The sequence below is a fragment of the Aeromonas sp. 97A genome (genome assembly GCF_051919185.1).
Lineage (GTDB): Bacteria > Pseudomonadota > Gammaproteobacteria > Enterobacterales > Aeromonadaceae > Aeromonas > Aeromonas veronii.
In genome coordinates this window covers 2,341,322-2,366,507 of sequence record NZ_JBQBFF010000001.1, presented here as the reverse complement: position 1 = coordinate 2,366,507, position 25,186 = coordinate 2,341,322, and the positions used below count along the sequence as shown (strand labels likewise).

The 25,186-nt window shown below is 60.4% G+C and carries 23 protein-coding genes and 2 pseudogenes; 7 read left to right on the top strand and 18 right to left on the bottom strand.

The window, feature by feature from the left end; genetic code table 11:
• Positions 1-21 precede the first annotated feature (21 nt).
• From ACTG27_RS10490 to ACTG27_RS10480, 3 genes are all read left to right on the top strand, one after another.
• Entirely contained in the window at positions 22-498 is a 477-nt protein-coding gene (locus ACTG27_RS10490; protein WP_042083631.1) for a PTS sugar transporter subunit IIA, read from the top strand.
• 40 nt (positions 499-538) lie between these two features.
• Positions 539-1,231, top strand: a complete 693-nt coding sequence (locus tag ACTG27_RS10485; protein WP_439979634.1) for an L-ribulose-5-phosphate 4-epimerase — start codon at positions 539-541, stop codon at positions 1,229-1,231.
• Between the two features lie 125 nt (positions 1,232-1,356).
• The gene (locus ACTG27_RS10480; RefSeq protein ID WP_064338471.1) at positions 1,357-2,001 is read left to right on the top strand and encodes a 3-keto-L-gulonate-6-phosphate decarboxylase UlaD; all 645 of its coding nucleotides are present in this window, start codon (positions 1,357-1,359) and stop codon (positions 1,999-2,001) included.
• Between the two features lie 63 nt (positions 2,002-2,064).
• On the opposite strand, the gene exeN is transcribed toward ACTG27_RS10480, so the two are convergent.
• From exeN to ACTG27_RS10390, 18 genes and pseudogenes are all read right to left on the bottom strand, one after another.
• Entirely contained in the window at positions 2,065-2,832 is a 768-nt protein-coding gene (exeN, locus tag ACTG27_RS10475; RefSeq protein WP_439979633.1) for a GspN family type II secretion system protein ExeN, read from the bottom strand.
• The gene (gene exeM, locus ACTG27_RS10470) at positions 2,829-3,320 is read right to left on the bottom strand and encodes a GspM family type II secretion system protein ExeM (protein ID WP_069526321.1); all 492 of its coding nucleotides are present in this window, start codon (positions 3,318-3,320) and stop codon (positions 2,829-2,831) included. Before exeM ends, exeN begins: the two co-directional genes overlap by 4 nt.
• A complete protein-coding gene (exeL, locus tag ACTG27_RS10465) occupies positions 3,317-4,501 on the bottom strand; it encodes a GspL family type II secretion system protein ExeL (RefSeq protein WP_101529818.1) in 1,185 nt (394 codons plus the stop codon). The genes exeM and exeL overlap by 4 nt, the downstream gene beginning before the upstream one ends.
• Before the next feature lie 122 nt (positions 4,502-4,623).
• Positions 4,624-5,625 carry a GspK family T2SS minor pseudopilin variant ExeK gene (gene exeK / locus ACTG27_RS10460; RefSeq protein ID WP_439979632.1) on the bottom strand — a complete coding sequence of 334 codons (1,002 nt, stop codon included), beginning with the start codon at positions 5,623-5,625 and terminating at the stop codon, positions 4,624-4,626.
• 112 nt (positions 5,626-5,737) lie between these two features.
• A pseudogene (gene gspJ, locus ACTG27_RS10455) lies at positions 5,738-6,376 on the bottom strand (type II secretion system minor pseudopilin GspJ); the annotation flags it as partial.
• Entirely contained in the window at positions 6,373-6,732 is a 360-nt protein-coding gene (exeI, locus tag ACTG27_RS10450; RefSeq protein WP_005350043.1) for a GspI family T2SS minor pseudopilin variant ExeI, read from the bottom strand. The gene exeI and the pseudogene gspJ, both read right to left, overlap by 4 nt.
• Positions 6,729-7,301, bottom strand: coding sequence for a GspH family T2SS minor pseudopilin variant ExeH (exeH, locus tag ACTG27_RS10445; RefSeq protein WP_439979631.1), 573 nt, complete (start codon positions 7,299-7,301; stop codon positions 6,729-6,731). The genes exeI and exeH overlap by 4 nt, the downstream gene beginning before the upstream one ends.
• A gap of 38 nt (positions 7,302-7,339) precedes the next feature.
• On the bottom strand, positions 7,340-7,771 hold the full coding sequence (gene exeG / locus ACTG27_RS10440; protein ID WP_005338297.1) for a GspG family T2SS major pseudopilin variant ExeG: 432 nt from the start codon (positions 7,769-7,771) through the stop codon (positions 7,340-7,342).
• A 97-nt stretch (positions 7,772-7,868) separates the two neighbouring features.
• Positions 7,869-9,089: a GspF family T2SS innner membrane protein variant ExeF gene (gene exeF, locus ACTG27_RS10435; RefSeq protein WP_005338296.1), complete on the bottom strand. Its 1,221-nt coding sequence runs from the start codon at positions 9,087-9,089 to the stop codon at positions 7,869-7,871.
• Between the two features lies 1 nt (position 9,090).
• The gene (gene exeE / locus ACTG27_RS10430; RefSeq protein WP_408780119.1) at positions 9,091-10,596 is read right to left on the bottom strand and encodes a GspE family T2SS ATPase variant ExeE; all 1,506 of its coding nucleotides are present in this window, start codon (positions 10,594-10,596) and stop codon (positions 9,091-9,093) included.
• A complete protein-coding gene (exeD, locus tag ACTG27_RS10425) occupies positions 10,596-12,635 on the bottom strand; it encodes a GspD family T2SS secretin variant ExeD (protein ID WP_120415074.1) in 2,040 nt (679 codons plus the stop codon). Before exeD ends, exeE begins: the two co-directional genes overlap by 1 nt.
• 21 nt (positions 12,636-12,656) lie before the next feature.
• Positions 12,657-13,490, bottom strand: coding sequence for a GspC family type II secretion system variant ExeC (gene exeC / locus ACTG27_RS10420; RefSeq protein WP_005359021.1), 834 nt, complete (start codon positions 13,488-13,490; stop codon positions 12,657-12,659).
• Positions 13,491-13,718: 228 nt separating this feature from the next.
• Entirely contained in the window at positions 13,719-14,411 is a 693-nt protein-coding gene (gene exeB / locus ACTG27_RS10415) for a GspB family T2SS assembly factor variant ExeB (RefSeq protein ID WP_439979630.1), read from the bottom strand.
• Complete coding sequence (locus ACTG27_RS10410; RefSeq protein WP_124929933.1) at positions 14,411-15,979, bottom strand: ExeA family protein; 1,569 nt, start codon at positions 15,977-15,979, stop codon at positions 14,411-14,413. Before ACTG27_RS10410 ends, exeB begins: the two co-directional genes overlap by 1 nt.
• Positions 15,980-16,306: 327 nt before the next feature.
• A complete protein-coding gene (locus tag ACTG27_RS10405) occupies positions 16,307-17,752 on the bottom strand; it encodes an HD domain-containing phosphohydrolase (RefSeq protein ID WP_439979629.1) in 1,446 nt (481 codons plus the stop codon).
• A gap of 49 nt (positions 17,753-17,801) precedes the next feature.
• Positions 17,802-18,923 (bottom strand): beta-ketoacyl-ACP synthase III, encoded by a 1,122-nt coding sequence (locus tag ACTG27_RS10400; protein WP_439979628.1) that lies wholly within the window; start codon positions 18,921-18,923, stop codon positions 17,802-17,804.
• A 54-nt stretch (positions 18,924-18,977) separates the two neighbouring features.
• Complete coding sequence (locus ACTG27_RS10395) at positions 18,978-20,141, bottom strand: vWA domain-containing protein (RefSeq protein WP_139429280.1); 1,164 nt, start codon at positions 20,139-20,141, stop codon at positions 18,978-18,980.
• A gap of 3 nt (positions 20,142-20,144) precedes the next feature.
• Positions 20,145-20,987 carry an AAA family ATPase gene (locus ACTG27_RS10390; RefSeq protein WP_100654238.1) on the bottom strand — a complete coding sequence of 281 codons (843 nt, stop codon included), beginning with the start codon at positions 20,985-20,987 and terminating at the stop codon, positions 20,145-20,147.
• Between the two features lie 159 nt (positions 20,988-21,146).
• Between ACTG27_RS10390 and cysK the strand changes: the two genes are divergently transcribed.
• The 4 genes and pseudogenes from cysK to crr all read left to right on the top strand — a co-directional run bounded on the left by cysK (position 21,147) and on the right by crr (position 25,138).
• Positions 21,147-22,115, top strand: a complete 969-nt coding sequence (gene cysK / locus ACTG27_RS10385; RefSeq protein ID WP_005338267.1) for a cysteine synthase A — start codon at positions 21,147-21,149, stop codon at positions 22,113-22,115.
• A gap of 440 nt (positions 22,116-22,555) precedes the next feature.
• Complete coding sequence (locus ACTG27_RS10380) at positions 22,556-22,813, top strand: HPr family phosphocarrier protein (protein WP_005338266.1); 258 nt, start codon at positions 22,556-22,558, stop codon at positions 22,811-22,813.
• A gap of 46 nt (positions 22,814-22,859) precedes the next feature.
• A pseudogene (gene ptsI / locus ACTG27_RS10375) lies at positions 22,860-24,586 on the top strand (phosphoenolpyruvate-protein phosphotransferase PtsI).
• Between the two features lie 42 nt (positions 24,587-24,628).
• Positions 24,629-25,138 (top strand): PTS glucose transporter subunit IIA, encoded by a 510-nt coding sequence (crr, locus tag ACTG27_RS10370; RefSeq protein WP_005338264.1) that lies wholly within the window; start codon positions 24,629-24,631, stop codon positions 25,136-25,138.
• The last annotated feature ends 48 nt before the right edge of the window (positions 25,139-25,186 follow it).

The window sequence follows — 25,186 nt, the reverse complement described above, 5'->3', positions numbered from 1 at the left end:
GCAGCGTGCAAGGAGAACAAGATGAAATTCAAACAATCGCTGATGGAAAACAACTCTGTATTGCTCAACTCGGCCGCCAGCGACTGGCGCAGCGCCATCAAGCTGGGTACTGACATGCTGATCCGCTCCGGCGCCGTGGAGCCGCGTTACCACGATGCGATCATCGGCAGCATTGAAAAGATGGGGCCCTATATCGTGATTGCCCCCCAATTCGCGATGCCCCATGCGAGGCCGGAGGATGGAGTCAATCGCACGGCGTTTGCACTGGTCACCCTGACCACGCCGGTGAAATTTGAAGGGGAAGAGGAGCCGGTGGACGTGCTGGTAACGCTGGCGGGCAGCACCTCGGATGAACACATGGAGGGGCTGATGGAGGTGACTCAGGTGCTGGAGGATGAATGCAGCGAGAGCGGGATCAACCTCGACAAGCTGCGAGCGTGCCAGAGCACAGCAGATGTATTCAACGTCATTGATCAGGCGCTGGCGCAAGTGGTCTGAGGCACCCAACGGGGTTCCGCAAGGGGCCCAGGAGAACGAAATGTACAACTCATTGAAAGAGGCGGTACTGGAGGCCAACCTGCTGTTGCCCCGGTACGGTCTGGTTACCCTGACTTGGGGCAATGTATCCCAGATTGATCGCAGCTTGGGCGTGGTGGCCATCAAGCCATCGGGGGTCTCTTACGACAATATGACTGTTGATGATATCGTGGTCGTTAATTTGGAAGGCCAGATCGTTGATGGGCATTTATCCCCGTCCAGTGATACCGCAACTCATCTGGTTTTATATAAAGCGTTTAAAGGCATTTCCGGTATTGTGCACACCCATTCCCGTCATGGCACTATTTGGGCACAAGCAGGAATGGATATTCCCGCCTTGGGTACCACCCATGCCGATTATTTCTATGGCGATATTCCCTGCACCCGTCCGCTGACCGAAGATGAAATTCGCGTTGATTATGAAAAAAATACCGGCAAGGTCATTGTCGAAGAATTTCAACGACGGGCGCTGGATCCGCAGGCCTTGCCTGGCGTGGTCATTACTGGCCATGCCCCGTTTTGCTGGGGCAAGAGTGCGGTGGATGCGGTGCACAATGCGCTGGTGCTGGAGGAGGTCGCCACCATGGCGCTGGCAACCAGAGCGTTGAATCCGGCCATCCATATTGCGCAAGAGTTGTCTGACAAACACTATTTCAGAAAACATGGTGAGAATGCCTATTACGGCCAGCGATAATTAGTCGACCCGTTATTTAAATTGCCCATCTTTTTATGTTAGTGACGTCAGGTTACGGCCCTTTATCGACTTTAAATAAATGGGCCCATTCATTCTGCCAAGGTTTTAAATTGAGGAAATATAGTATGACCAAACCCATGTTACAGATTGCTCTGGATTCTACCGATCTTGCTACCGCCGTGGATATTGCCGATCGCGTCGCCGGTTATGTCGAAGTGATCGAGGTCGGCACTATTCTGGCTTTTGCAGAAGGGATGTCTGCGGTACGCACCATGCGCGAGCGTCATCCTGATCACATTATCGTGTGTGATATGAAGACCACAGATGGTGGTGCCATTCTGGCTCGCATGGCCTTCTCGGCCGGGGCTGACTGGATCACGGTATCGGCCGCCGCGCACGTCGCCACCATTGCTGCCTGCAAGAAAGTCGCGGATGAGTTTGGCGGGGAGATCCAGATCGAGATTTACGGTAACTGGACGCTGGATGATGCCAAACAGTGGGCCGATATGGGGATCACCCAGGCTATCTATCACCGCTCGCGGGATGCCGAGCTGGCCGGGGTCAGCTGGACGCAGGCCGATTTGAGCAAGATGCGGGCGCTCTCCGAGCTGGGGCTGGAGCTGTCGATCACCGGCGGTATCGTGCCGGAAGATATCCATCTGTTTGAAGGGATTAGGGCCAAGACCTTTATCGCCGGACGGGCACTGGCATCGGAAAGCGGTCAGGCAACCGCCGAAGCGTTGCGCCGAGAGATAAGCAAATATTGGTAACAGGAGCAGGTTATTAGCGGATAAAGGCCCCGGAAATACTCCGGGGCCTTGTCACAGCAGGGGTTAGATCCGCCCCTGATAGCGCAGGGGGAAGCGGCCCTGACTGTCGGGCTGGCCGAGGAAGGGGAGCCCTTGCTGCATCTGCGGTGGCAGTTCTGGGCCCGGTTTCAGGGTGCCCTGGAACAGGTATTGGCCATTGGGTTGCAGCTCGAGGCGACCCATGGTCTGCACCGCATCGGAGCCCTGCTTGAGTTCGGTCACCAGTTTGGAGTCGAGGCAGGTGAGCCTCAGCTCAGGATCGGCCAGATCCAGCTTGCCCGCCGGGGTATCGGCGCTGGCGTTGTACCAGTCGAGGTTGCCGTAGAGGTTGTCACACCAGGGGTTGCCCTGGGCAAACTGCTCCACTTTGAGCTGCAGCTGACCGCTGACGGTGATCGGGATCGGCAGGCGCATCGGCACCCGGCTCAGCAACCAGGGGGCGGGGGCATTAAGGGTCAGGTCCCGGCCGAAGGCGGCGCCATTCCAGCCGACAACGCCCTGACCATTGAGTCCGTTGCGATCGCCAAAGCGTATGGCCACTTCGGGGGCGAAGCGTAGCAGCGACCAGCCGTTGAGATCCCAGCGCAGCTGGTTCACCGATTCGCTGGCATATTGCAACCGGGCAATCTGGCCATTCCAGAGGGTGCCGCTCACCCCTTCCAGTTTCAGCAGGTTGGCAACATTGGCAGGCAGCGGCAGATGGCGAGCCACCAGTGCCGCGGGCAGGGTGGCCAGCAGGAAGAGCAGATAGGCGGCCAGAAACAGGCTGGCAATCAGGATGCGTTTTTTCATTGTGGACGACTCAACTGCAAACGTCTGACCTTGACCAGACCCGGGGCCAGATCCTCGCGGGCGATCTCGATGATTTGAACCTGAATGCCGTGCTGCTCCACCAGCGTGGAGAGCCAGAGCAGCAAGTCATCGAACTGGACTGTGTCGATCCACACTTGCAGCTCCTGCGCCTGGGGTTGCAGCCGGGCAATCTTGATCTTGTGGTTGAAGGCGGTGCGGTTGACCACCCCTTCCAGGGTGCCGCTGGTGTCGATCTGGCGGCCCGATCCACCCTGCATGGCCAGCACCTCTTCCCCCTTCTCCTTGAGCCAGGCGAGGGTCTGCTGCTGGTTTTGCACCTGCCGCTCCCGCTCTGCGATGCGGTTGGCGATGGGCTGCCAGACGCTCCAGTAGAAGAGACCGACCAGCAACAGAACGCCGCCTGCGACCACCAGCCGCTGTTCCCGTGCGGTGATGCCGTGCCACCAGCCCTGCAATTTTTCCATCATGATGATTTACCTTTGAGCACCAGTGCGCCCTCTACCTTGCCCTCGGTGCTGCGCACCTCGCCTTGCTGTACCTCGAATTGCTTGCCAGCCAGCTCACGGAACCGCTCGATCTCGGCAAAGCCGGGGGCGGTCACCTGCAGCCGCAGCTCGCGGCGACTGGCATCAAAGCGCATCACCTGCGGCTTGAGGCCGGGGACTTCGGCAAAGGTGGGGGCCAGCTCGGTGAGCATCAGCAGTACGCCGTTTTGCGGGGCTTGTCCCATCTGTTGCAGATGCTGGTTCATCTGGCTGCGCACGTTCACGATGCGGCTCTCACCCGGGAAGATGCGGGTATAGACGGCGCGGATCTCCGCTTTCAGCGCCTTGTCCTGCTCGGTGAGCTGATAAAGCTGCACCCCGCGCTGGCCGAGGGCCACCAGCAGCAACAGACCCGCGGTGATGGCTACCTTGCGCCACTGCAACCAGTAGCGGGCATATTCGGTCTGAGGGCGGTAGGGGCCGGTCAGCAGGTTGGCGCGGCAGGTGAGTGCCCCCTTGGCCAGCAGCAGCATGGGGAGTTCAGGCTCCGCCGCCTGCCAGTTGGCGGCGGCAATGGCGGGCACCGGTGTGTGGCTGTGGATGGTGACCGGCTCCGCTTCGGTTGCCAGCAAGATGGCCAGCAGCGGCTCGTCGGCGACGATCCCCTGACAGGGGCCCTGGCGTACCAGCCACTCGCTGCCGAGTTGCAGCGCAGACCAGCCATCAGCGGCCTGTGGCAGCGCCAGCACATCGGGCAGCAGTTGCAGGCTCTTGAGGCCAGCGGCATCGAGCCAGCCGAGCCACTCGGCCATCTTCTGCCGATCCACCGCCATCAGGTCGACCTGTTGCCCTTCGTGGGCCAGCACCACCAGATGGAGCTCGTCCACATCGGAGGCGATCTGCTCCTCCAGCAGGTAGGGGAGGGCCGCCGCCGACTGGCGGTTGTAGCGACCAGGCAGGGTGACGCGCCGGAAGATCAGATCGCTGCCCGGCACCAGGGTGACCACGGGGCGGCCACCGGCCCGCTCCTGCAGCTCGCCCAGGGCATCGGCCGAGGGCAGGGTGCCGGAGGCGATGATCTCCTGCTCCTGACCGGACCAGACCAGCCAGGCCACGGGTTGTTGTTTATTGGTCCCCAGTCGGATGACCAGACTTTCGCTCACGCATCTCTCTCCTGCGATACCGGTTTGCAAAGGGCGTTGTGCGCCCTGGCAACCGGTGCGCAGCCCGCAGGCTGCATCCAACATCTCTCGTACCCGCGGGCGATGGCCTGCAGGTGCGCTGTTTATTCGGCGCCGCTACTGAGGCGGCGCAGCATCACCAGTTTATTGTCCTTGCCCCGCTGGAACAGTGTTTCGAGCCAGGCCCGGTTGTCGCCGACCTCGGCCACGACTCGGGCTTCGAAGAAGTCGCTCTTGACCACCAGCGCATCTTTCAGTCCTTTCACCGAATCGACCGGAGCGAGCATGTCTGTCATCAGCTTGCTCTCTTTCCACCCCTTCTGTGGCCGCTCATTCAGTACTCGCTTGGCATCATCCAGCCCGATAGTGCCCAGATAGAGGGCAACCAGCAGCTCGGGGCGCTGGGGGGCAAGGGTATTGATATTGATCTTCAACTTGTCGTTGGGCAGGGTGCAGACATAGGGGGCCAGTTTGGCATAGACCCGGGCAGTCACCCCGCGCACCGCCCTCAGCTCATCCTTGCCCAGCATCCACTGGTTGGCGGTCAGATAGGGTGGCTTGAGCCCCTCGTAATAGGCGTCCTCGGCGCCAAGGCTGGAGACCAGCACCGTATCCTTGTCAGTCCAGTCACGGATGGCGTCGGTGAGCTGGGCCGCCTCGTAATCATCCATCGCCAGCTGCTTGAGCAGTTCGCGAAACACCTGCACCGGATAGGGCTGCTGCGCCAGCTCCTCGCCGCTCCCCGCCTTGGAGGCCACGCTCAGGCTGTTGAGGTTGAAGCAGGATTGCAGGTCGGTCACCTCGCCCTTGAGCTGGCCATCGTCCACCGGAAACACAGTGTTCTTGCGGGCCCAGTTCTGGCTGAGGTTGACCACCTCGGGGTTGTCCTTGAAATCCTGCGTCAGCACCTTGCTCACCAGCGCTTCCGCCGAGAGGGCATACCACCATGCCTGTTTGCCGGTGGTGATGTTGGCGGTGCGGCGCAGCTCAAGCTGCAGGCGGCCGCTCATATTGCTGGCGATGATCACCATCACCGAGAGGATCAGCAGCACCACCAGCAACGCCATACCGCGCTGGTGACCGGGGGCGGCGAGATTAGCCCGCATTGGCGCCCCCTCCGTTCTGGCTGTCACCATTACCGCCATTGGTATTGCCGTTGCCGCCGTTGTTCCCGTTATTGCTGTTGTTGCCGCCCCCCTGGTCGGGGTTGCTGCTCTGGCTGTTTTCTTCGGCGCGCTGGCCACCGGCGCCAATCAGGAACTGACGGCGAATGGTGCCGTAATCCTCCAGATCCAGCTCCACTGCCAGTCCGTGGGGCAGCACGCTGCGCTGGCTCCACTCCTCTTTCCAGTTGCCCTTGTCGAAGAAGTAGAGGCGAAACGCCGTGACCCCCGTCAGCACCGGCTGGATGCGCGGCTCGGTGCCGATCACTGGATCCGGATAGAGGTAGCTCAGGCGCTCCAGCTTCTGATCCTTGAGGCGCCAACCGACTCGTTGCAGATGGGAGCGGGGCAGCATGCCGTCCGGATTGAGCCAGCCGCTGCGCATAAAGGCCATGCCCCAGTCATCGCTCTGCTGGCCGAAGCGGGAAGCCGCCAGCAGTACCTTGTTGTTCTCCCCCTCGATGCGACCGCTGCGCGGCACCATCTGGGTGATGTCTCGCTCCAGCAGGGTGAAGGCGAGCTGCAATTCGTTGAGGCGGGCCTCCTTGCGCTTGGCCACCTCGTCGCTGGTGAGTACCCCTTGCAGCACCTGATAGGCGCCCATGCTGAGAGTGGCGAAGATGGCGATCGCCACCAGCATCTCCAGCAGGGTAAAACCACGGTGACGGGAAGGGCGGGTGTTGCTCGGGATCATCGGTTGATATAGGTCCGCATCATGGCGACCGGGTTCTCGGCCTTGGCCTCGGTGCGCACTTCCATATCGAGCGCCCGGAAGTTGTTGTCGGCGGTGGCGACGCCGCGATAGCGCCAGTACCAGGTGCTGCCCGCCATCTGCTCATCCCCTTCCACCCAGCTGTCGCCGGGCCACTTGTTCTCGAGCTTCTGCTGCACCAGCTGGTTCTCTACCACCCAGGTGGCGAGTGTCTTCTGCTCCAGATAGTTGAGGGCCGAGAGGTGTTCGCTGGCGGTTTTCATTACCGCGAGACCCGCGATGGCAAAGACCGCCAGTGCGACCATGACTTCGAGTAGTGTCATGCCCCGGGCTTTCATTCGCTCACCTCTTCATCTTCATCGCCGGTGAGCAGGGTGAGGCGGCCGAACTCGTCCCCCTTGACGATGCGGGTGTAGCGGGCATCGTCATCCTGCTGGGTGAAGGTGAGCACGAACGGGCTCAGCTCGCCGCCCGGGAAGATGAGCAACTGCGGCGTGCGCTCCTTCTCGTCGCGCTTCTGTTCGGTTTTCTCGTCGGAGTCCGGCTGCCAGCCAAAGCCTTCCAGCTCCAGTGCCAGCGTCATGTTCTCGGCCAGTTGTACCGGCCCCAGCTGCTTGTCGCCAGTCAGGGCCTGCCACTTGCGATCCTTGGCCTGACGCTGCATAAACTGCCAGCCGTTATCCTCGATGCGAATGCCTACCAGCCGACCATCCATCACCGCATACTCCTGCGCCAGCTGCAGCGTCGCCATCAGGCGACGCGCCTGCTTGTCCAGCTCCCTATCCCCTCTGGCGCCACCCATGCTGAGGGTGACGGCGGTGGCCACCAGCCCCATCAGCATGGCGACCAGCAACACTTCCAGCAGGGTAAAGCCGGATTGGCGATGAAAGGAGAGAGAGCGCTTCATGCAGTCAGCTCACAAGGAGTGCGGTGGCGACATATCACTTATTGGAAATCCTTCAGGTTCCAGTTGCCGATGTCGTCATCGGTACCGGCTTCACCATCCAGACCCATGGAGAAGATGTCGATCTTGCCGAACTGGCCCGGGCTCAGCAGCTGGTACGGGTTGCCCCAGGGATCTTGCGGCAGGCGCTTGATGTAGCCGCCATCGCGGTAGCTGCGCGGCGCCGGATCGATGGAGGGCTTGGTCACCAGCGCGTCCAGACCCTGTTCGGTGGTCGGGTAGCGGTTGTTGTCCAGCTTGTACATGTCGAGGGCATTTTCCAGCGCCACGATATCGGAGACCGCTTTCTGCTGGTCAGCTTTCTCCTTGTTGCCCATCAGGTTGGGCACCACCAGACTGGCCAGAATGCCGAGGATCACGATGACCACCATGACTTCCAGCAGGGTAAAACCGGATTGACGACGTTTGTTCATGAGTTGCTCCGTAACGAATGAGATGGGATGGCCCATCAGAGAGTGATCACTGGGTGGGTTCGACGGGCCGCCAGCGGCGCCACCGAACGCCGGAAACTTACATATTCACCATATTGTTGAGCTCAAGGATCGGCTGCAGGATCGACATCACGATAAACAGCACCACCCCGGCCATGGAGACCACCAGCATGGGTTCGAACACCCCGAGGGCGATGTTGACCTGAGATTCAAACTCCCGATCCTGGTTGTCCGCCGCCCGCTCCAGCATGCTGTCGAGCTCGCCGCTCTGCTCGCCGGAGGCGATCATGTGCAGCATCATGGGCGGGAAAATCTTGGTCTCGGTCAGCGACTTGCGCAGACTGGTCCCCTCGCGCACCCGTTCGGCGGCCTCGAGAATGCGCATTCTGGCAAAGTCGTTGGAGAGCACTTCGCCGGAGATCTTCATCCCCTCCAGCAGCGGCACCGCGCTGGCGTTGAGGATGCTTAACGTGCGAGCGAAGCGGGCGGTGTTGAGACCGCGACTGACACGGCCAATCACCGGCAGGCCGAGCAGCACCTGATGCCAGCGTCGGCGACGCTTTTCATCGGTGAGCCACCAGCGCCAGACAAAGCTGCCAAGGAAGATCAGCAGCAGGAACCAGAGGCCGTAGGCCTGCATCAGTTCGCTGGTACCGATGAGAAAGCGGGTGGTGCCCGGCAGCTGCTGGCCCATGTGTTCAAACTGGGCCACCACCTTGGGCACCACGGCGGTGAGCAGGATCGAGATAACCCCGATGGCGACACAGGTGAGCACGATGGGGTAGATCATCGCCTGCAGCAGCTTGGTGCGCATATGCTGGCGCTGCTCGGTGTAGTCGGCGAGGCGGTTGAGCACTTTTTCCAGATGGCCCGATTTTTCACCGGCCGCCACCATGGAGCGAAACAGCTGGTCGAATACATGGGGAAAGGCCCCCAGCGAGTCGGCCAGCGAATAACCTTCCACCACCTTGCTGCGCACGGTCGCCACCAGAGAGCGCAAGTGGGCTTTTTCGCACTGCTCGGCCACCGCTTTGAGCGCCTCTTCGATGGTGAGACCGGCGCCCACCAGAGTGGCCAGCTGGCGAGTGATCAGAGCCAGCTCGGCAGTGCTGGCACCGCGCCGAAACAGGGCGAAGCGGGTCGCTTCCCGTTTCGCCTTCTCGGTGGTCTCGTTCACCTCGAGGGGAGTGAGCCCCTGCTCGCGCAGCAACTGGCGTACCTGACGGGCGGAATCCCCCTCCATCACGCCGCTCTTGCTGCGCCCCTTGTTGTCGAGGGCCTTGTATTCGAATGCCGCCATCTCAATCTTCCCGGGTCACGCGCAGCACCTCTTCGAGACTGGTCTGCCCCTTGAGGACCTTGTCGATGCCGTCACGGCGGATGCTGGGGGTGTGGCCGCGGATCAGCCGCTCGATGGCGAGCTCGCCGCTGGCACTGTGAATGGCTTCACGCACCGCTTCATCGATCACCACCAGCTCGTGGATGCCGGTCCGGCCACGGTAGCCGGTGTGATTGCACAGCTCGCAGCCGACCGGGCGCCACACCTGCTGATCGGGAGCCAGCTCGATGCCCATGGCGAGGCGCTCCTGCTCGGTGATGGGGCGAGGGGCACGGCAATCGGGGCAGAGGGTGCGCACCAGCCGCTGGGCCAGCACCGCCAACAGCGACGAGGAGAGCAGGAAGGGCTCGATCCCCATGTCCCGCATCCGGGTGATGGCGCCGATGGCGGTGTTGGTGTGCAGGGTCGACATCACCAGGTGACCGGTCAGCGATGCTTGCACCGCGATCTGGGCGGTTTCAAGGTCTCGAATTTCCCCCACCATCACCACATCCGGATCCTGACGCAGGATGGCGCGCAGGCCGCGGGCGAAGGTCATGTCCACCTTGGTGTTGACCTGGGTCTGGCCCACCCCTTCGAGGTCATATTCGATGGGGTCTTCCACCGTCAGGATGTTGCGATCCCGCGAGTTGATTTCGGAGAGCGCCGCATAGAGGGTGGTGGATTTACCGGAACCGGTCGGGCCGGTGACCAGAATAATACCGTGGGGCTTGCGAATGAGCTCGCTGATGATGGTGCGGTTGGCCGCGGTCATCCCCAGCTGCTTGAGCTCGAGGCGCACGTTGTTCTTGTCCAAGAGACGCAATACCACCCGCTCGCCGTAGCTGGACGGCATGGTGGAGACCCGCACATCGACGGCGCGACCGCCGATACGCAACGAGATACGGCCATCCTGCGGTACCCGCTTCTCGGCGATATCCATTCGTGACATGACCTTGATCCGCGAGACCAGCAGTGAGGCCAGCTTGCGATGGGGGCGCAGGATCTCCCGCAGCACCCCGTCGATGCGAAACCGGATCACCAGTGCCCGCTCGAAGGTCTCGATATGGATATCGGAGGCCTCCTCCTTGATCGCCTCGCTCAACATGGCGTTGATGAGGCGAATGATGGGGGCGTCGTCATCGGCATCCAGCAGATCTTCGCTCTGGGGCAGCTCTTCGGCCAGGGCGAAGAAGTCCATCTCGTTGCCGAGATCTTCCATCAGCTGGCGTGCCTCGGAGGAGTCTCGCTGGTAGTGGGCCATCAGCAGCTCTTCGAAGGTCTCGTTGTCGAGCTGCTCCACCGCGAAGCTGCAACCCGCTACCCGCCGCACCTCCAGCAGGGCCTGCGGGGTGACGCCAGGGCGGCACTGCAGCACGGGGGCGCCGTCACGCTCAATCAGGATCACCCCGAAATTGCGGGCAAAGACAAAGGGGAGCTCGGGCAGTGGCGCAGGCCCAACGCTTCCATCCAGATGGTAGGCACTCATCAGGGCTTACTCTGCACAAACGGGGTGGTGGTTTCGACAGTGCTTTGCTGTCTGCTCCGCATCTCGTTGATCTGCTTCTGGATCTCTTTTTGCAGCTCGGGCGACACCATCACATCCTGGCCATAGGCAGGCAATACCTGACGGGCGGGGGAGGTGAGATACCCCTCCTGCGAAGCGGCATTGAGCTGCTCGGCGCGGAACAGGGAGTACTTGTTGCTGGATACTCCGGTATAGACGTCCGCATCACGCAAGATGGTTGGCCGGATAAAGACCATCAGGTTGCGCTTGGAGGTGGTGTTGGAGGTTGAGCGGAACAGATAGCCCAGCACCGGGATATCGCCCAGCAAGGGCACCTTGGAGACCTGCTCCTTGGTCTGTTCGTCCATCAAACCGCCGAGCACCACGGTTTCGCCGCTTTTGACCAGCACCGCGTTCTTGACGGTACGGGTATCGAAAGTGGGGCCAAGGTTGGCAGTACCGGTCGCCTGGGTCTGGGCGACGCTGGAGACCTCCTGCTCGATATTGAGCAGCACCGAATCTCCTTCGTTGATCTGCGGGGTCACCACCAGCTTGGTACCCACCGTCTTGCGCTCGATGGTGTTGAACACCTGATCGCTGGTGGTGGAGCTTTGCGAACCGCTCTGGACCGGGACCTCCTGACCGACGTTGAAAGAGGCCTCCTTGTTGTCCATGGTGACGATACTGGGGGTGGAGAGAATATCGTTCTTGGTATTGGAGGCCAGCGCCGTGGCCAGCATGGCCCAGTCGCCGTGATAGAAACCGGCGGCCATGCCGTTGAACTCTTTCAGCAGACCGGCAGCGGTGTCGGTCTTGCCATTCTGGTAATCCTTGCCCGCCGCAATGGCGCTGCCGAGGGGCAGACCTGAGTTGGTGAACTGGGTGCCACCGCCGTTGGCATTGCCCCACTGGACGCCAAGGGTGAGGCCGTCGCCATCCTGCATCTCGACGATGATAGCCTCCACCAGCACCTGGGCGCGGCGGATATCGAGCTTGGCCACCACCTGCTCAAGTTCGGACATCACGTCCGGCTGGGCGGTGATGACCAGCGCATTGGTGGTCTCGTCGGCTGAGATGGCCAGCTTGCCACCGCCGATGCTGGCGCCACCTGTGGTTGCGCCGCCGCCCTTCTTGTCGGCCTCGATGCTGGAGCTGACGCCCTTGAGCACCTCGACCATGTCTTTGGCCTTGCCATATTTGAGGTAGAAGACCCGGGTGTTGCCCTGGCTCTGCAGGTCGCGGTCGAGCTGGCGCACCATCTGGATGATGCGGGCGCGCGCTTTCGGCTCACCACTCACCACCACAGAGTTGGTGCGCTCGTCGGCCACCACCTTGGGGGATAGCAGCAGGGAGGCGGTGCCGCCCTGGGGGTTGCCATCCTTGTTGAGGTTGGTCACCAGCCGCACCATTTCACCTGCCGAGGCGAACTTGAGCTTGATGATGTCCACATCCTGATCGCCTGCGCGGTCGACCCGGTTCACCACTTCCACCAGGCGGTTGACCACGGCGGCGCGCCCCGTAATGAGCAGCACGTTGGAGGGCTCGTAGTGCACCACGTTGCCACCACCGGCGTTGTCGTTGAGTTGGCGCAGCAACGGCGCCAGTTCACGGACCGAGACGTTGCGCACCGGCACGACCCGGGTCACCATCTCGTCGCCCATGCCCGGGTTGCTGCCATCTACCACCGGAATGGCGGAGGTCTTGGCATCCCGCGAGCGCAGCACCTTGAGCACCCCGTTGTCCATCGGCACCACGGCAAAGCCGTAGACGTCGAGCACGCTCAGGAAGAACTGGTAGTACTGCTCCTCATTGAGCAGGTCGTAGCTGCGCACGTTGATCTTGCCGCGCACCGATGGCTCTATGATGATGGTTTTATTGAGGTTCTTGCCCACCGTATTGATGAACTCTTCAATGTCGGCGTTCTTGAAACTGGCAGAGTATTCGGTGGCCCAGGCTGAGCCCGCCATCATCAGTGCCGCTGCGATAGTGGCCAGACGCCAGCCTTTCCCTTTAGTGGTCATTATTGGTACGACTCCAAATCATTATTCTGACAAGCGCACATAGATGTCGAACTGTTCGCCCTGTCGCTCGACGGTCACTGTCATTTCCGTTGCGCCAGCCATCTGCTGCATCGCCTGCATGGCTTGCATGTTGTCCCGTAAATCCAGCCCGTTGATGCTGATGGCTAGGTCATTGGCCTGCAGCCCGCTCTGGTTGAAAAACTCAGGATTGCTGCCCGGATTAAGGCGATAACCGGTCATGCGGCCATCCACCTGAACCGGTGAAATATTGAGGTAATCGGTGATCTTGCCCGGATCGGCCATCAGCTCGCTGCGCAGGGAGCCAAGGGGGGCGGCGTTGGTCTGCGGCAGCGGCTTGCCATACTCCTCGCCATCCAGCATCAGGGTCTCGTCGCGGCCATCCCGCTCGATGATCACCCGATCCGGATAGACCTGCCGGATCCGCGCCTGGGTGCCGTCAATCATGTCACCGACCCCGTAGGAGTTCTGGATGCCGGACATGGCGATGATGGCGATGGATTTGGCGGGATCCGAGCTGGCCAACACTCCGTTGAGCTGGGCATTGAGCTGGGTACGCGGCGCATTGGCGGCCACGGCGGCTTTGGCCTGCGCCTTGGGGATCGCCTTGCCAAACAGCGCCAGTCGGCTCACCTCACCCAGTTCAAGGCGCGGGTTGCTCTGGCCGTTGACCGCCACGGCGGAGGGTTGCCACGGTTGGCTGGTTTGCGGACTTGCCAGGGTGAGCAGACGCCAGGTGAGGGCGGCGCTCTGCTGGGCCAGCATGATCAGTAGCGCCAGAAAGGCCACCTGGGTGACTCTGGTCATGGGAAGCCGCCGGCACTGGGCCAGCAGCATGGTCAAGATGTCATCCCTGAATCGTAGCGTCATATTAATCAACAAATTCCAGGCTCTGGGGCGGCTGCGTATTGTGTACGGCGGAGTGCTGTGACACAACGGGTCGGGGCGCGCCAAACCGTAAAAATGGATATTTCATCACACCGTAAACCTTTGAATGCTCACAAAAGTGGCACTCAGGTGAGGTGTATCGCTGCTTGCCAGCGAACATCAGGGTACGGTGCGTACTCATCCTCGCCAATCCTGCAGTGCCTTGAGGGTCACGCTCTGTCCGGCGACCTGCAGCACTATGTATTGCTGGTCGATGGTAGCGAGCACGACCCCCGGGGCGATTTCGCTCCCTTCCCGGTATTCCCGGCCATTGAGCACCACGGCGCGCTTGGCGGGGTTGGAGGAGAACACATGAGAGCCGTAGCTCAGCTGCGGTACCTGCTGGCGCACCGACTGGGGCGCCGAGCCCAGCGCCATCAACTGGGCCGGTTGCACGTTCTGGCCGGTGGCGTGTGGCGTCTCCTGCAATGGGGTCTCATTGAGGGCTTTCATCAGCTGCTCGGCCAGACTCAGCGCGGGGGTATTCCCCTGACTGGTCCCCTCGTTTTTGGCCACTGCTCTGGGTTGGACCACCGGCTCCGGCAGGGGCGGGGGCAGCGGACGGGTCACCATCGCCTTGGGTTCGACCCGCACGAAGGGTGGAGTGATCACCTCTTTCACCTCCACCTTCTCCTCGATGGGGCGCAGGTGGAGCAGATGCCAGCCATAGTTGGCGCCCGCCCCCAGCAACAGGGCAAGGGGAGCCAGCAGCCAGCCGATGCGGCGTGGGCTGCGCTCCTCTTCCCGGGGCATGGGCAAGCCCATAGCCGGAATATGGGCGGAGAGTTGCGGTTGCTGCGCACGGCGCAGCGCCTTGAGCAGGGTAGACATCAGGAGGCCTCCTCCAGTCTGGGCATGGGTTCACCGGAGAGGGCGTTGAGACGCAGCAGGGTGTTGCTGCCCGCGATGCCATCAGGGGTCAGCCCCTGATCCCGCTGGAACTGCTGCAGCTTGTTCTTGAGCTCGCCATCGAAGCGGCGCACCTTGCGTTCGGGTTGTTGCAGCGCACGGCTCAGGGCGTTGTCGAGCCACTGGATCTGGGTCTGACCGGCATTGCTGGCGATCAGGCTCACCCCCCCTTTCGGCATACGCCAGAGCAGGGTGTAGCTGCCGCCCCAGTTGTCGCTGAGCCACTGGCGATCCACCTGCCAGCTTTGGTCACCGATCATCAGGCTGGCCTTGTTCGGCCCCAGATTGACCAGGGTCGCATAGTAGAGGCCGCCAGTCTGGTCAGTGAGCGTGATCATGGCGGGATACTGCAGGGCGCGCAGCTCGTCGAGGCTTGCCTCTCCCTCCTGACAGCGCAGACCGGCACGGGGCGCATTGTCACAGGTTGCCTCGAACGGTTCCGGTTCATAACCCCAGACCCGATAGAGATTCTGCATGGCGCTGTCGGGGTCGATGGCCTGATTGATCGCCTCGGTCAGCTGCTCCTGCTGCTCGGCGGTCTCGTCGATGGTGACCGGCACCTCGACCTTGACTACCGGACGGGTGGGGAACACGCCGAAAAATTGCCAGCCCCACCAGCCTGCGGCCACCAGCAGGGCGCCCGCCAGCGTCACCATCAGACCGGAGGCCCAGCTCCCTTCGTCCCGAACGCCATTGACCTCGAAGGCGGCCTGGCTGATATCGCTGTGGACAATCTTGTAGCTGCCACGGGCGAAAGCAGCGATCAGGGCGCGGTCGCAGATGAGGTTGATGAAACGGGGGATGCCGCCACTCAGGCGATGAAGCGTCTTGATGGCGCGCGGGGTGAAGATGGGTTGTACGCAGCCTGCAACTTGCAGCCGGAAGCGGACGTAGGCATCCACATCGCTGTGGGAGAGCGGCAGCAGGTGATAGCGGGCGGTAATGCGCTGGGCCAGCTGACGCAGCAGGGGTTGGCGCAGCATCTGTTGCAGCTCGGGCTGACCGATCAGCACCACCTGCAGCAGTTTTCGTTCGTCGGTTTCGAGGTTGGTGAGCAGGCGCAGCTGCTCCAGTACGCCGGGCAGCAGATGCTGCGCCTCATCCACCAGTACCACGCTGCGCTTGCCTGCCGCCAGGTTGGCCAGCAGGTGATCGCGAATAAGGTCGAACAGCCGCTTGATCCCGGCATCTTCGGGATAGGTGAGTTGAAACTCGTCGCAGATGGCAGCCAGCAGATCCCGTTCGGTCAGAGAGGGGTTGAGGATATAGGCGATCTCGGTCTCGGCGGGCAGCTGTTGCAGCAGGCAGCGGGAGACGGTGGTTTTGCCGGTGCCCACTTCGCCGGTCAGCAGCACAAAGCCGCCGCCATCCTGCAATCCATAGTTGAGATGAGCAAGGGCTTCGCCGTGGCGCTCGCTCATATAGAGGTACTTGGGATTGGGCGAGATGGAAAACGGGTGTTCCGAGAGGCCGAAGAACTGTGTGTACATGAGGGTATTCTTTTGTAGCCGGCGACAGATGAAAAATGTCTCCGGATGATAGCAAACCTCGCTTTCATTGGAAGCCATCATTGGCGCCGAAGGGCAAATTGCGGCCTTTTCCTGCCATCTTGTGATCCCGGTTGCGTCATTGGCACGAATCCGGATCACAAAATGACAAAAAACAGCTGTAAATAAAGGGAAATATCAATATAGGCGCGGCCTGGCAAATACCGTCAGCATGGCGCTGAACCGGCAATAATCGGACCTGTTTGTGTGCAATTTATGACGCCGGTTGCCCTGTCAGCCATCAGGGCAAGCTGGTCGGGATGTACTTGCTCAGTGGTGATCCTGAAACTGCGCGGCAATCTCCCTGAACTGCGCCTCACAGGTGAGAAACGCCGCGACGATGCCGGGATCAAAATGGCTGCCGCTCCCCTTCACGATGATCTCCTTCGCTTCCTCATGGCTGAAAGCAGGTTTGTAGACCCGTTTCGAGATGAGGGCATCGTAGACATCCGCTACCGCCATCAAACGCCCGGAGAGGGGAATGTCCTCACCCGCCAGCCCAGCCGGATAGCCGCTGCCATCCCACTTTTCGTGGTGGGTGAGGGAGATCTCCCGGGCCAGCCGCAAGAAGGAGTTGGAGCCCAGCTGCGCCTCGGCACTCGCCAGCGCATCGGCGCCGATCTGCGGGTGGCGCTTCATGATGGCGAACTCCTCGTCGGTCAGCTTGCCCGGTTTGAGCAGGATGGCGTCTGGAATGCCCACCTTGCCCACATCGTGCAGAGGGGCCGACTTGAACAGCAGGTCGATGGTGGCGTCATCGAGCGGATAGCGATCCCAATCGCTGCGACTGAGGTATTGCGCCAGCGCCTTCACATAGTGCTGGGTGCGGATGATATGGGCGCCGGTCTCGTTGTCACGGGTCTCTGCCAGCGAGGCGAGGCCGAGGATGGCCACATCGCGGGTCAGGTTGAGCTCGTCACTGCGGGATTTCAGCTCGCCGATCATCTGATTGGTGCTGGCGGCGATAAGACCGAACTCGTCATCCCGGGTGACCGGCACCCGGGCGTCGAAGTCACCGCACTGTACTCTGGCCATGGTGCTGGTCTGCTGGCGCAGGGATAGGCCGAGATTACGACCATAACCGTGAATAATGAGGGTGAGATAACAGAAGGTCACCGTCATCACGAAGGCGATCTCCCACAGGATGTAGTGCTGGGCATCGACCCTCGGCAGGCTGCGCTCCACCGTCACCAGCCACTCCAGATCCTTGTTGAACAGCAAGAAGAAGACGCCTCCCAGCAGGGTGAGGGTCGCCAGGGTAAAGAGGGTGAACTTGCGTGGCATCGGCATGGCCAGCGGGTGGCTCAGTGTCAGGCTCTGCTCGGCTTGCCGTGTTCTGGCCCGATTCCAATCCCGCTCCAGGGTCAGATCGGCCGCCACCAGAAAGCCGAGGGTGGTCATCCCCAGCAGCACCTTGAGGTGACTCTCCAGCGGAAAGTCGTGGGCCAGGGCGTTGTAGCCCGAGAGCAGCAGTGCTCCCAGCAGGTAGAAACCGACCTCCAGTCCAAACCCGTCCAGCCCGTTGCGCGGCAGGGGCCGCCTTGAGAGCAGCCAATTGCGCACGGCGAACATGATGGCGAAGGTCACCAGGGTTGGCCCCAGCAACTGGGGCAGGGTGAGACTCTCGAGAAACGGGCAAACCTGCCAGCCATAGAGACAAAATAGTGACAGGGTTACCCCGTAGTGCAGGGCGCAGCGCCCCGTGATCCTCTGCATATTCCCACCCATGTTGCTGGTTATTGTTATGTCGGCGGGAGGCCCGCCATTACAGGCGCCGTAGCAGCAAGCTACCGATGGAGTAACCTGCACCAAAGGAGCACAGTACGCCGCGAGCCCCCGAAGGAAGGTCGCGATTGTACAGATGAAACGCGATGATGGAACCCGCCGAGCTGGTATTACCATAGCTATCAAGAATGACCGGCGCCTCCTGCTGGCTGGCATCGTGGCCGAGCAGCTTGCGACCGATGAACTGGTTCATGGTGAGGTTGGCCTGATGGAGCCAGAGCCGGTTCAGGCTCTCGGCGGGCCAGCCTTGCTCATCGAGCTGGTTGGCAATCTGGTCGCACACCAGCGGCAATACCTCCTTGAACACCTTGCGCCCCTGCTGGCGAAACAACTTGTCGTCGCTGTAGCGGGTACGCGGGCTCAGCCGGTTCAGAAAGCCGAAGTTGTTGCGGATGTTGTTGGAGTATTGGGTCACCAGCTTGCTGGCCACCAATTGCCACGGATTGGCCATCTTGCAATCGGCCTCCCGCTCCAGCAGCACAGCGGTGCAGGCATCGCCGAAGATAAAGTGACTGTCTCTGTCCCGGAAATTGAGGTGGCCCGAGCAGATCTCCGGATTGACCACCAGCGCCAGTTTGGCGCTGCCTGCCGCCAGCATGTCGGCGGCTGTCTTGATGCCGAAGGTGGCAGATGAGCAGGCCACGTTCATGTCAAAGGCCATGCCGCTCGCCCCCAGATAGTGCTGCAGCTCGATGGCCAGCGCTGGATAGGGGCGTGGCATGTTGGAGGCGGCGACGATGACCAGGTCGATCTCCCCCGGCTCGCGGCCGGCGGCGATCAGCGCCTGTTCGGCGGCGGCCACCGCCATCTCCACCATGATGGAGGGCATCTCATCGGGCCGCTCCGCCAGCAGCGGCTGCATGATGTCGGGGTTGAGCACCCCCTCGCGGCTCACCAGATAACGGCTCTTGATGCCGGAGGCCTTCTCGATGAACTCGCAGCTGGAGTGCTGCTTGGCAGGGAGCTGGCCAGCGTCGATGGCGGAGGCGTTCTCCTCGTTGTAGAGATCCACATACTGGTTGAAGGCGGCCACCAGCTCTTCATTGCTGACGGCAAAGGGGGGGGTATAGAGGCCTGAGCCACTGATCACGATAGAGGTCATCTTTGCTCCTCGCCGGGTGCGTTCCCGGCTTGTCGGTTTATAGGGGTGAGAGGGTTACAGCTGGTCGATCGCCGCAGCGAGACCCGCCAGGGTCAGCGGATGCATCCGCCCGCCAACCACGTCATTCATCAGTTTGATGGAGGGATGCCAGAGCCACTCCCGCCGCGGGGTGGGATTGATCCACACCAGTTTGGGAAAGTGCTGCTGCAATCGGGTAAGCCACACCTGACCCGACTCCTCGTTCCACTGCTCGACACTGCCGCCCGGCCAAGTGATCTCGTAGGGGCCCATGGTGGCATCCCCCACCAGGATCACCCGGTAGTCGCTGCCATAGGTGCGCAGCAGCCGCAGGGTGTCGAACCGCTCCTCAAAGCGGCGGGCGTTATCCTTCCAGACGAAGTCGTAGAGGCAGTTGTGAAAATAGAAGTACTCCAGATGCTTGAACTCGTGGCGCAGCGCGGAGAAGAGGCGCTGCACCTCGGCCACGTGGGCATCCATGGAGCCTCCCACATCGAAAAAGACCAATAGCTTCACCCCGTTGTGGCGCTCGGGTCGCAGCTTCACATCGAGCCACCCTTGGCGGGCAGAGCTTTTTATGGTGTCGTCGAGATCCAGCTCGTCCGGGTTGCCCTTGCGCACCCAGCGCCTGAGTTTGCGCAGCGCCAGCTGAATGGCACGCTGGCCGAGCGGTGAGTCGTCGCTGAAGTTGCGATAGTGACGGGCCTCCCACACCTTGGCCGCCTTGCCGTGCTGCCCCTCTCCCCCCATGCGCACCCCCTCGGGGTGAAAACCGCCGTGGCCAAACGGGCTGCTGCCACCGGTTCCCACCCACTTGTTGCCACCGGCGTGGCGCTCTTTCTGCTCGTTCAGCCGTTGGTTAAGGGTCTCCAGCAGCTTGTCGAGTCCGCCGAGGGATTTGAGCAGCGCCTTCTCCTCTGGGCTCAACAGTCGCTCGAACTCCTTGCGCAACCACTCCTCGGGCAGGCTTTCCGGCAGCAGGGGGATGGCGTCCAGCCCCTCATAGTATTCGGCGAAGGCGCGATCGAAGCGATCGTAGTGGGCCTCGTCTTTTACCAGCAGGCAGCGGGAGAGCTGGTAGAACTCGTCCATATCGACAGCGACCAGCCGGGCAGCCAGTGCGGCGTGCAAGTCCAGCAGCTCACGCAGGCTGCACGGCAGCTTGTGGCGGCGCAGGTGGGTAAAAAAGTCGATCAGCATGGGTCAGCTGCCGCGCCGGGCCAGAAAGGCGAGCTTCTCGAAGAGATGCAGATCCTGCTCGGTCTTGAGCAGGGCACCATATAGCGCGGGCACCAGCTTGCCCGGCTCGCGGGCACGCATTGCCTCGGGGGCGATATCGTCGGCCAAGAGCAGACGGATCCAGTCCAGCAGCTCCGAGGTGGAGGGTTTCTTGCGCAGTCCCTCTACCTCGCGCAACTCGAAGAAGAGATCCATTGCCTCGCCAAGCAGGCTCTCCTTGAGGTCGGGGTAGTGGAGCTTGACGATGGCCTGCATCTCGGCCTTGTCGGGGAAGCGGATGTAGTGGAAGAAACAGCGGCGCAGGAAGGCATCCGGCAGCTCTTTTTCGTTGTTGGAGGTGATGATAACCACCGGCCGCTGGCGCGCCCTGACTCGCTCGCCGGTCTCGTAGACGTCGAACTCCATCCGATCCAGCTCCAGCAGCAGATCGTTGGGGAATTCGATGTCGGCTTTGTCGATCTCGTCGATCAGCAGCACAGGTCGCTGCTCGGCGCTGAAGGCCTGCCACAACTTGCCTTGACGAATGTAGTGGCTGATATCGGCCACTCTGGGATCGCCGAGCTGGGAGTCGCGCAGCCGGGCCACCGCATCATATTCGTAGAGTCCCTGCTGGGCCTTGGTGGTGGACTTGATATGCCAGGCAATGAGGTCTGTGCCGAGATGGTCGGCGACCGCTTCTGCCAGTACCGTCTTGCCGGTGCCCGGCTCCCCTTTGATCAGCAGCGGTTTTTCGAGGGTGATGGCGGCATTGACCGCCATCTTCAATGCATCGGAGGCGAGATACTGGCTGCTTCCTGAAAATCCCATAACGTCGGTTCCTTTGACGATTGGCTCCCGGAGTCAGGAGCCAGAGAGAATAAGCTCTATATGTTGTAATACCATATGGTTATAACGAATAGTCACTTCTCATTCAGAAACCACAGGGTAATCTTGTTTCATCGTCGTAACAAACACAGGGATAGCACCATGAGCAAAATTTTTGAGGACAACAGCCAGACTATCGGTCACACCCCGCTGGTTCGTCTCAACCGTGTTACCAAAGGCCGCGTGCTGGCCAAGATCGAGAGCCGCAACCCCAGCTTCAGTGTCAAGTGCCGCATCGGTGCCAACCTGATCTGGGATGCCGAGAAGCGCGGTATCCTGACCAAGGGTAAGGAGATCATCGAGCCCACCAGCGGCAACACGGGTATTGCTCTGGCCTTTGTCGCGGCAGCTCGCGGCTATCCCATCACCCTGACCATGCCGGCCACCATGAGCCTGGAGCGCCGCAAGTTGCTCAAGGCGCTCGGTGCCAATCTGGTGCTGACCGAAGGGCCCCTCGGCATGAAGGGGGCCATTGCCAAGGCCAACGAGATCCTCGAGTCCGAGCCGGGCAAGTATGTGTTGCTGCAACAGTTTGAAAACCCGGCCAACCCGGAGATCCACGAAAAGACCACAGGCCCCGAGATTTGGGATGCCACTGACGGCGAAGTGGATGTGTTCGTGGCCGGGGTCGGTACCGGCGGCACCATTACCGGGGTTTCCCGCTATCTGAAGCAGACTAAAGGCAAGGCGGTGGTCTCTGTCGCGGTCGAACCGGCCGAGTCGCCGGTCATCAGCCAGAAGCTGGCCGGGGAAGAGATCAAACCGGGCCCCCACAAGATCCAGGGGATCGGCGCCGGTTTCATTCCGGGCAACCTGGACCTCTCCCTCATCGACCGGGTGGAGAAGGTGACCAGCGATGAAGCCATCGAGATGGCTCGCCGCCTGATGGAGGAGGAGGGGATCCTGGCCGGTATCAGCTCCGGTGCTGCGGTGGTGGCTGCCAGCCGTCTGGCCGAGCTGCCGGAATTTGCGGGCAAAACCATAGTGGTCATCCTGCCGAGCGCGGCGGAGCGTTACCTCTCCAGCGCCCTGTTTGCCGGGGTGTTCAGCGAGCAGGAGCTGCAGCAGTAACTGATCGGAATCTTTCAAAACAGCGGCGCTCCCAGGAGCGCCGCTTCTTTATGGGCTAGACTCAACCCCTGTTAGTGTCACTTGATCCTTATTTTTTGGGGTAAAATAACAAGTTCCGGAGTGAGAAAAAAAGCAGACATTCCGCTCTAAATCTCATATCCTGTGCGGCGTCACGCGGTGTTTGCTGGCTGGGTATCACAAAGTAACAAAGTGTTATTTTTCGTTATAAAATAATTTCAGGCCAGTCCTGATGCGGCTTGTAGCCCAATAACTGAAAATTGCCAACCAGCGCGCCGATTACTGCACAGAAACTTGACCTGGATTAAACCATTGCGGGTCTGCTTTCGTTACTTTACAACATATCCATACTGACACGGTGGGTCAGGTTGCTTCAAAAACGACCAATCCACCAAAAAATATCAATAATATGGGGTGAAACCATGTACGAGAAGTCTGTTGTTATTACTGCTGAAAACGGCCTGCACACCCGTCCGGCAGCTCAGTTCGTGAAAGAAGCCAAAGAATTCCAAAGCGAGATCACTGTGGTCTCCGGTGGCAAGTCCGCCAGCGCCAAGAGCCTGTTCAAGCTGCAGACCCTAGGCCTGACCAAGGGTACCAACGTAACTATCCAGGCTGATGGCCCGGATGCTCAGCAAGCTGTTGAGAAGCTGGTTGCCCTGATGGACGAGCTGGAGTAATCCAGCTTTAGATTCCTCCCCCACAGTCGTTTTAATAGGAAGGATTATGATATCTGGCATTCTTGCGTCCCCCGGTATCGCATTCGGTAAGGCGCTTCTTCTGAAAGAAGATGAAATCGTTATCAATCAGGGCAAAATCTCTGCTGACCAGATTGATGCCGAGATCAACCGTTTCCTCGAAGCTCGTACCAAGTCAGCTACCCAGCTGGAAGCCATCAAAGAGATGGCCGGTCGCACCTTCGGTGAGGAAAAAGAGGCCATCTTCGAAGGCCACATCATGCTGCTCGAAGATGAGGAGCTGGAAGGGGATATCAAATCCTTCATCAAAGAGAACAAGGCTTCCGCTGACAAAGCCATCTATGAGGTGATCGAACAGTACGCCAAGATGATGGCCGAGCTGGATGACCCTTATCTGCGCGAACGCGCTACCGACTTCCGTGACATCGGTACCCGTCTGGTCAAGAACGTACTGGGCATCGCCGTTGTCAACCTGAGCACCATCGACGAAGAGGTGATCCTGGTCGCCAAAGACCTGACCCCGTCTGAAACCGCTCAGATCAACCTGAAATATGTGCTGGGTTTCGTTACCGACATCGGTGGCCGTACCTCTCACACCTCCATCATGGCCCGCTCCCTGGAGCTGCCGGCCGTGGTAGGCACCAACGACATCACCGAGCGCGTCAAGAACGGTGACATGCTGGTGCTGGATGCGATCAACAACCAGATCATCATCAATCCGACCGCTGAACAGCTGACCGAAGCCAAGAAGTTCCAGGCTCAGTTCCAGGCCGAGAAAGATGAGCTGGCCAAGCTGAAAGATCTGCCTGCCATCACGCTGGATGGTCACCAGGTCGAAGTGTGCGCCAACATCGGTACCGTCAAGGATACCGAAGGTGCCATCCGCAATGGCGCCGAAGGCGTGGGTCTGTACCGTACCGAGTTCCTGTTCATGGACCGTGACGCGCTGCCGACCGAAGAAGAGCAGTTCAAAGCCTACAAAGAAGTGGCCGAAGCGATGCCGGATCAGCCGATCATCGTGCGTACATGGACATTGGCGGCGACAAAGAGCTGCCGTACATGAATTTCCCGAAAGAGATGAACCCCTTCCTGGGCTGGCGTGCCGTGCGTATTTTCTTCGACCGCGAAGACATCATGCACGCTCAGCTGCGGGCCATTCTGCGCGCCTCTGCCTTCGGCAAACTGCGCATCATGTTCCCGATGATCATCTCTGTCGAAGAGTTCCGTAGCCTGAAAGCCACCGTAGAGACGCTGAAAGCCGAACTGCGTGCCGAAGGCAAAGCCTTTGATGAATCCATCGAAGTGGGTATCATGATCGAGACCCCGGCCGCTGCCGTGATGGCTTATCATCTGGCCAAGGAAGTGGATTTCTTCAGTATCGGTACCAACGACCTGACCCAGTACACTCTGGCTGTCGATCGTGGTAACGAGATGATCTCCGCCATGTACAACCCGCTGTCACCCTCCGTCCTGACCCTGATCAAGATGGTTATCGATGCGTCCCACGCCGAAGGCAAGTGGACCGGTATGTGTGGTGAACTGGCTGGTGACGAGCGCGCTACCCTGCTGCTGCTGGGTATGGGTCTGGATGAGTTCTCCATGAGCGCCATCTCTGTACCGCGTATCAAGAAGCTTATCCGCAACACCAACTTCGAAGATGTGAAGGCAATGGCTGATCAAGCACTGAGCTTTGCCACCGCCGCTGAAATCGAAGCATGCGTAGATAACTTTATTAAGCAGAAAGCAGTCTGCTAAGATCGGCTGCAAACAGCGACAAATCATCTCTAGGAGCTTTATATGGGTCTGTTTGATAAACTGAAGAAACTGGTTTCCGACGATAGCTCTGACACCGGCGGCATCGAAATCTTTGCTCCGCTGTCTGGCGAAATCGTGCCGATCGAAGATGTGCCTGACGTTGTCTTCGCCGAGAAGATCGTTGGTGACGGTATCGCCATCAAGCCGGCTGGCAACAAGATGGTTGCGCCGTGCGATGGTACCATCGGCAAGATTTTCGAGACCAACCACGCGTTCTCTCTGGAATCCGACTCCGGTATCGAGCTGTTCGTTCACTTCGGTATCGACACCGTTGAACTGAAAGGCGAAGGCTTCAAGCGTATCGCTCAGGAAGGTCAACAGGTCAAGCGCGGCGACACCATTATCGAGTTCGATCTGGCCGTTCTGGAAGCGAAAGCCAAGTCTACCCTGACTCCGGTTGTCATCTCCAACATGGACGAGATCAAAGAGCTGATCAAAATGACTGGTGCCGTGACTGTGGGCGAGACCCCGGTTATCCGTATCAAGAAGTAATGCCCGGCTGGCTCACGCCAGTTGCGCAGTAAAAAAACCGAAGCCTTG

What these genes read in the sequence shown, in the direction of transcription:
- exeM (WP_069526321.1), bottom strand. Translation starts at nt 3,320, where the DNA reads ATGATGGAAAAATTGCAGGGCTGGTGGCACGGCATCACCGCACGGGAA.
- exeF (WP_005338296.1), bottom strand. Translation starts at nt 9,089, where the DNA reads ATGGCGGCATTCGAATACAAGGCCCTCGACAACAAGGGGCGCAGCAAG.
- exeG (WP_005338297.1), bottom strand. Translation starts at nt 7,771, where the DNA reads ATGAACAAACGTCGTCAATCCGGTTTTACCCTGCTGGAAGTCATGGTG.
- ACTG27_RS10480 (WP_064338471.1), top strand. Translation starts at nt 1,357, where the DNA reads ATGACCAAACCCATGTTACAGATTGCTCTGGATTCTACCGATCTTGCT.
- ACTG27_RS10395 (WP_139429280.1), bottom strand. Translation starts at nt 20,141, where the DNA reads ATGCTGATCGACTTTTTTACCCACCTGCGCCGCCACAAGCTGCCGTGC.
- ACTG27_RS10400 (WP_439979628.1), bottom strand. Translation starts at nt 18,923, where the DNA reads ATGACCTCTATCGTGATCAGTGGCTCAGGCCTCTATACCCCCCCCTTT.
- exeB (WP_439979630.1), bottom strand. Translation starts at nt 14,411, where the DNA reads ATGTCTACCCTGCTCAAGGCGCTGCGCCGTGCGCAGCAACCGCAACTC.
- ACTG27_RS10490 (WP_042083631.1), top strand. Translation starts at nt 22, where the DNA reads ATGAAATTCAAACAATCGCTGATGGAAAACAACTCTGTATTGCTCAAC.
- ACTG27_RS10390 (WP_100654238.1), bottom strand. Translation starts at nt 20,987, where the DNA reads ATGGGATTTTCAGGAAGCAGCCAGTATCTCGCCTCCGATGCATTGAAG.
- ACTG27_RS10485 (WP_439979634.1), top strand. Translation starts at nt 539, where the DNA reads ATGTACAACTCATTGAAAGAGGCGGTACTGGAGGCCAACCTGCTGTTG.
- exeN (WP_439979633.1), bottom strand. Translation starts at nt 2,832, where the DNA reads ATGAAAAAACGCATCCTGATTGCCAGCCTGTTTCTGGCCGCCTATCTG.
- crr (WP_005338264.1), top strand. Translation starts at nt 24,629, where the DNA reads ATGGGTCTGTTTGATAAACTGAAGAAACTGGTTTCCGACGATAGCTCT.
- exeE (WP_408780119.1), bottom strand. Translation starts at nt 10,596, where the DNA reads ATGAGTGCCTACCATCTGGATGGAAGCGTTGGGCCTGCGCCACTGCCC.
- exeI (WP_005350043.1), bottom strand. Translation starts at nt 6,732, where the DNA reads ATGAAAGCCCGGGGCATGACACTACTCGAAGTCATGGTCGCACTGGCG.
- ACTG27_RS10410 (WP_124929933.1), bottom strand. Translation starts at nt 15,979, where the DNA reads ATGTACACACAGTTCTTCGGCCTCTCGGAACACCCGTTTTCCATCTCG.
- ACTG27_RS10380 (WP_005338266.1), top strand. Translation starts at nt 22,556, where the DNA reads ATGTACGAGAAGTCTGTTGTTATTACTGCTGAAAACGGCCTGCACACC.
- exeK (WP_439979632.1), bottom strand. Translation starts at nt 5,625, where the DNA reads ATGCGGGCTAATCTCGCCGCCCCCGGTCACCAGCGCGGTATGGCGTTG.
- ACTG27_RS10405 (WP_439979629.1), bottom strand. Translation starts at nt 17,752, where the DNA reads ATGCAGAGGATCACGGGGCGCTGCGCCCTGCACTACGGGGTAACCCTG.
- exeD (WP_120415074.1), bottom strand. Translation starts at nt 12,635, where the DNA reads ATGACCACTAAAGGGAAAGGCTGGCGTCTGGCCACTATCGCAGCGGCA.
- exeH (WP_439979631.1), bottom strand. Translation starts at nt 7,301, where the DNA reads ATGAAGCGCTCTCTCTCCTTTCATCGCCAATCCGGCTTTACCCTGCTG.
- exeC (WP_005359021.1), bottom strand. Translation starts at nt 13,490, where the DNA reads ATGCTGCTGGCCCAGTGCCGGCGGCTTCCCATGACCAGAGTCACCCAG.
- cysK (WP_005338267.1), top strand. Translation starts at nt 21,147, where the DNA reads ATGAGCAAAATTTTTGAGGACAACAGCCAGACTATCGGTCACACCCCG.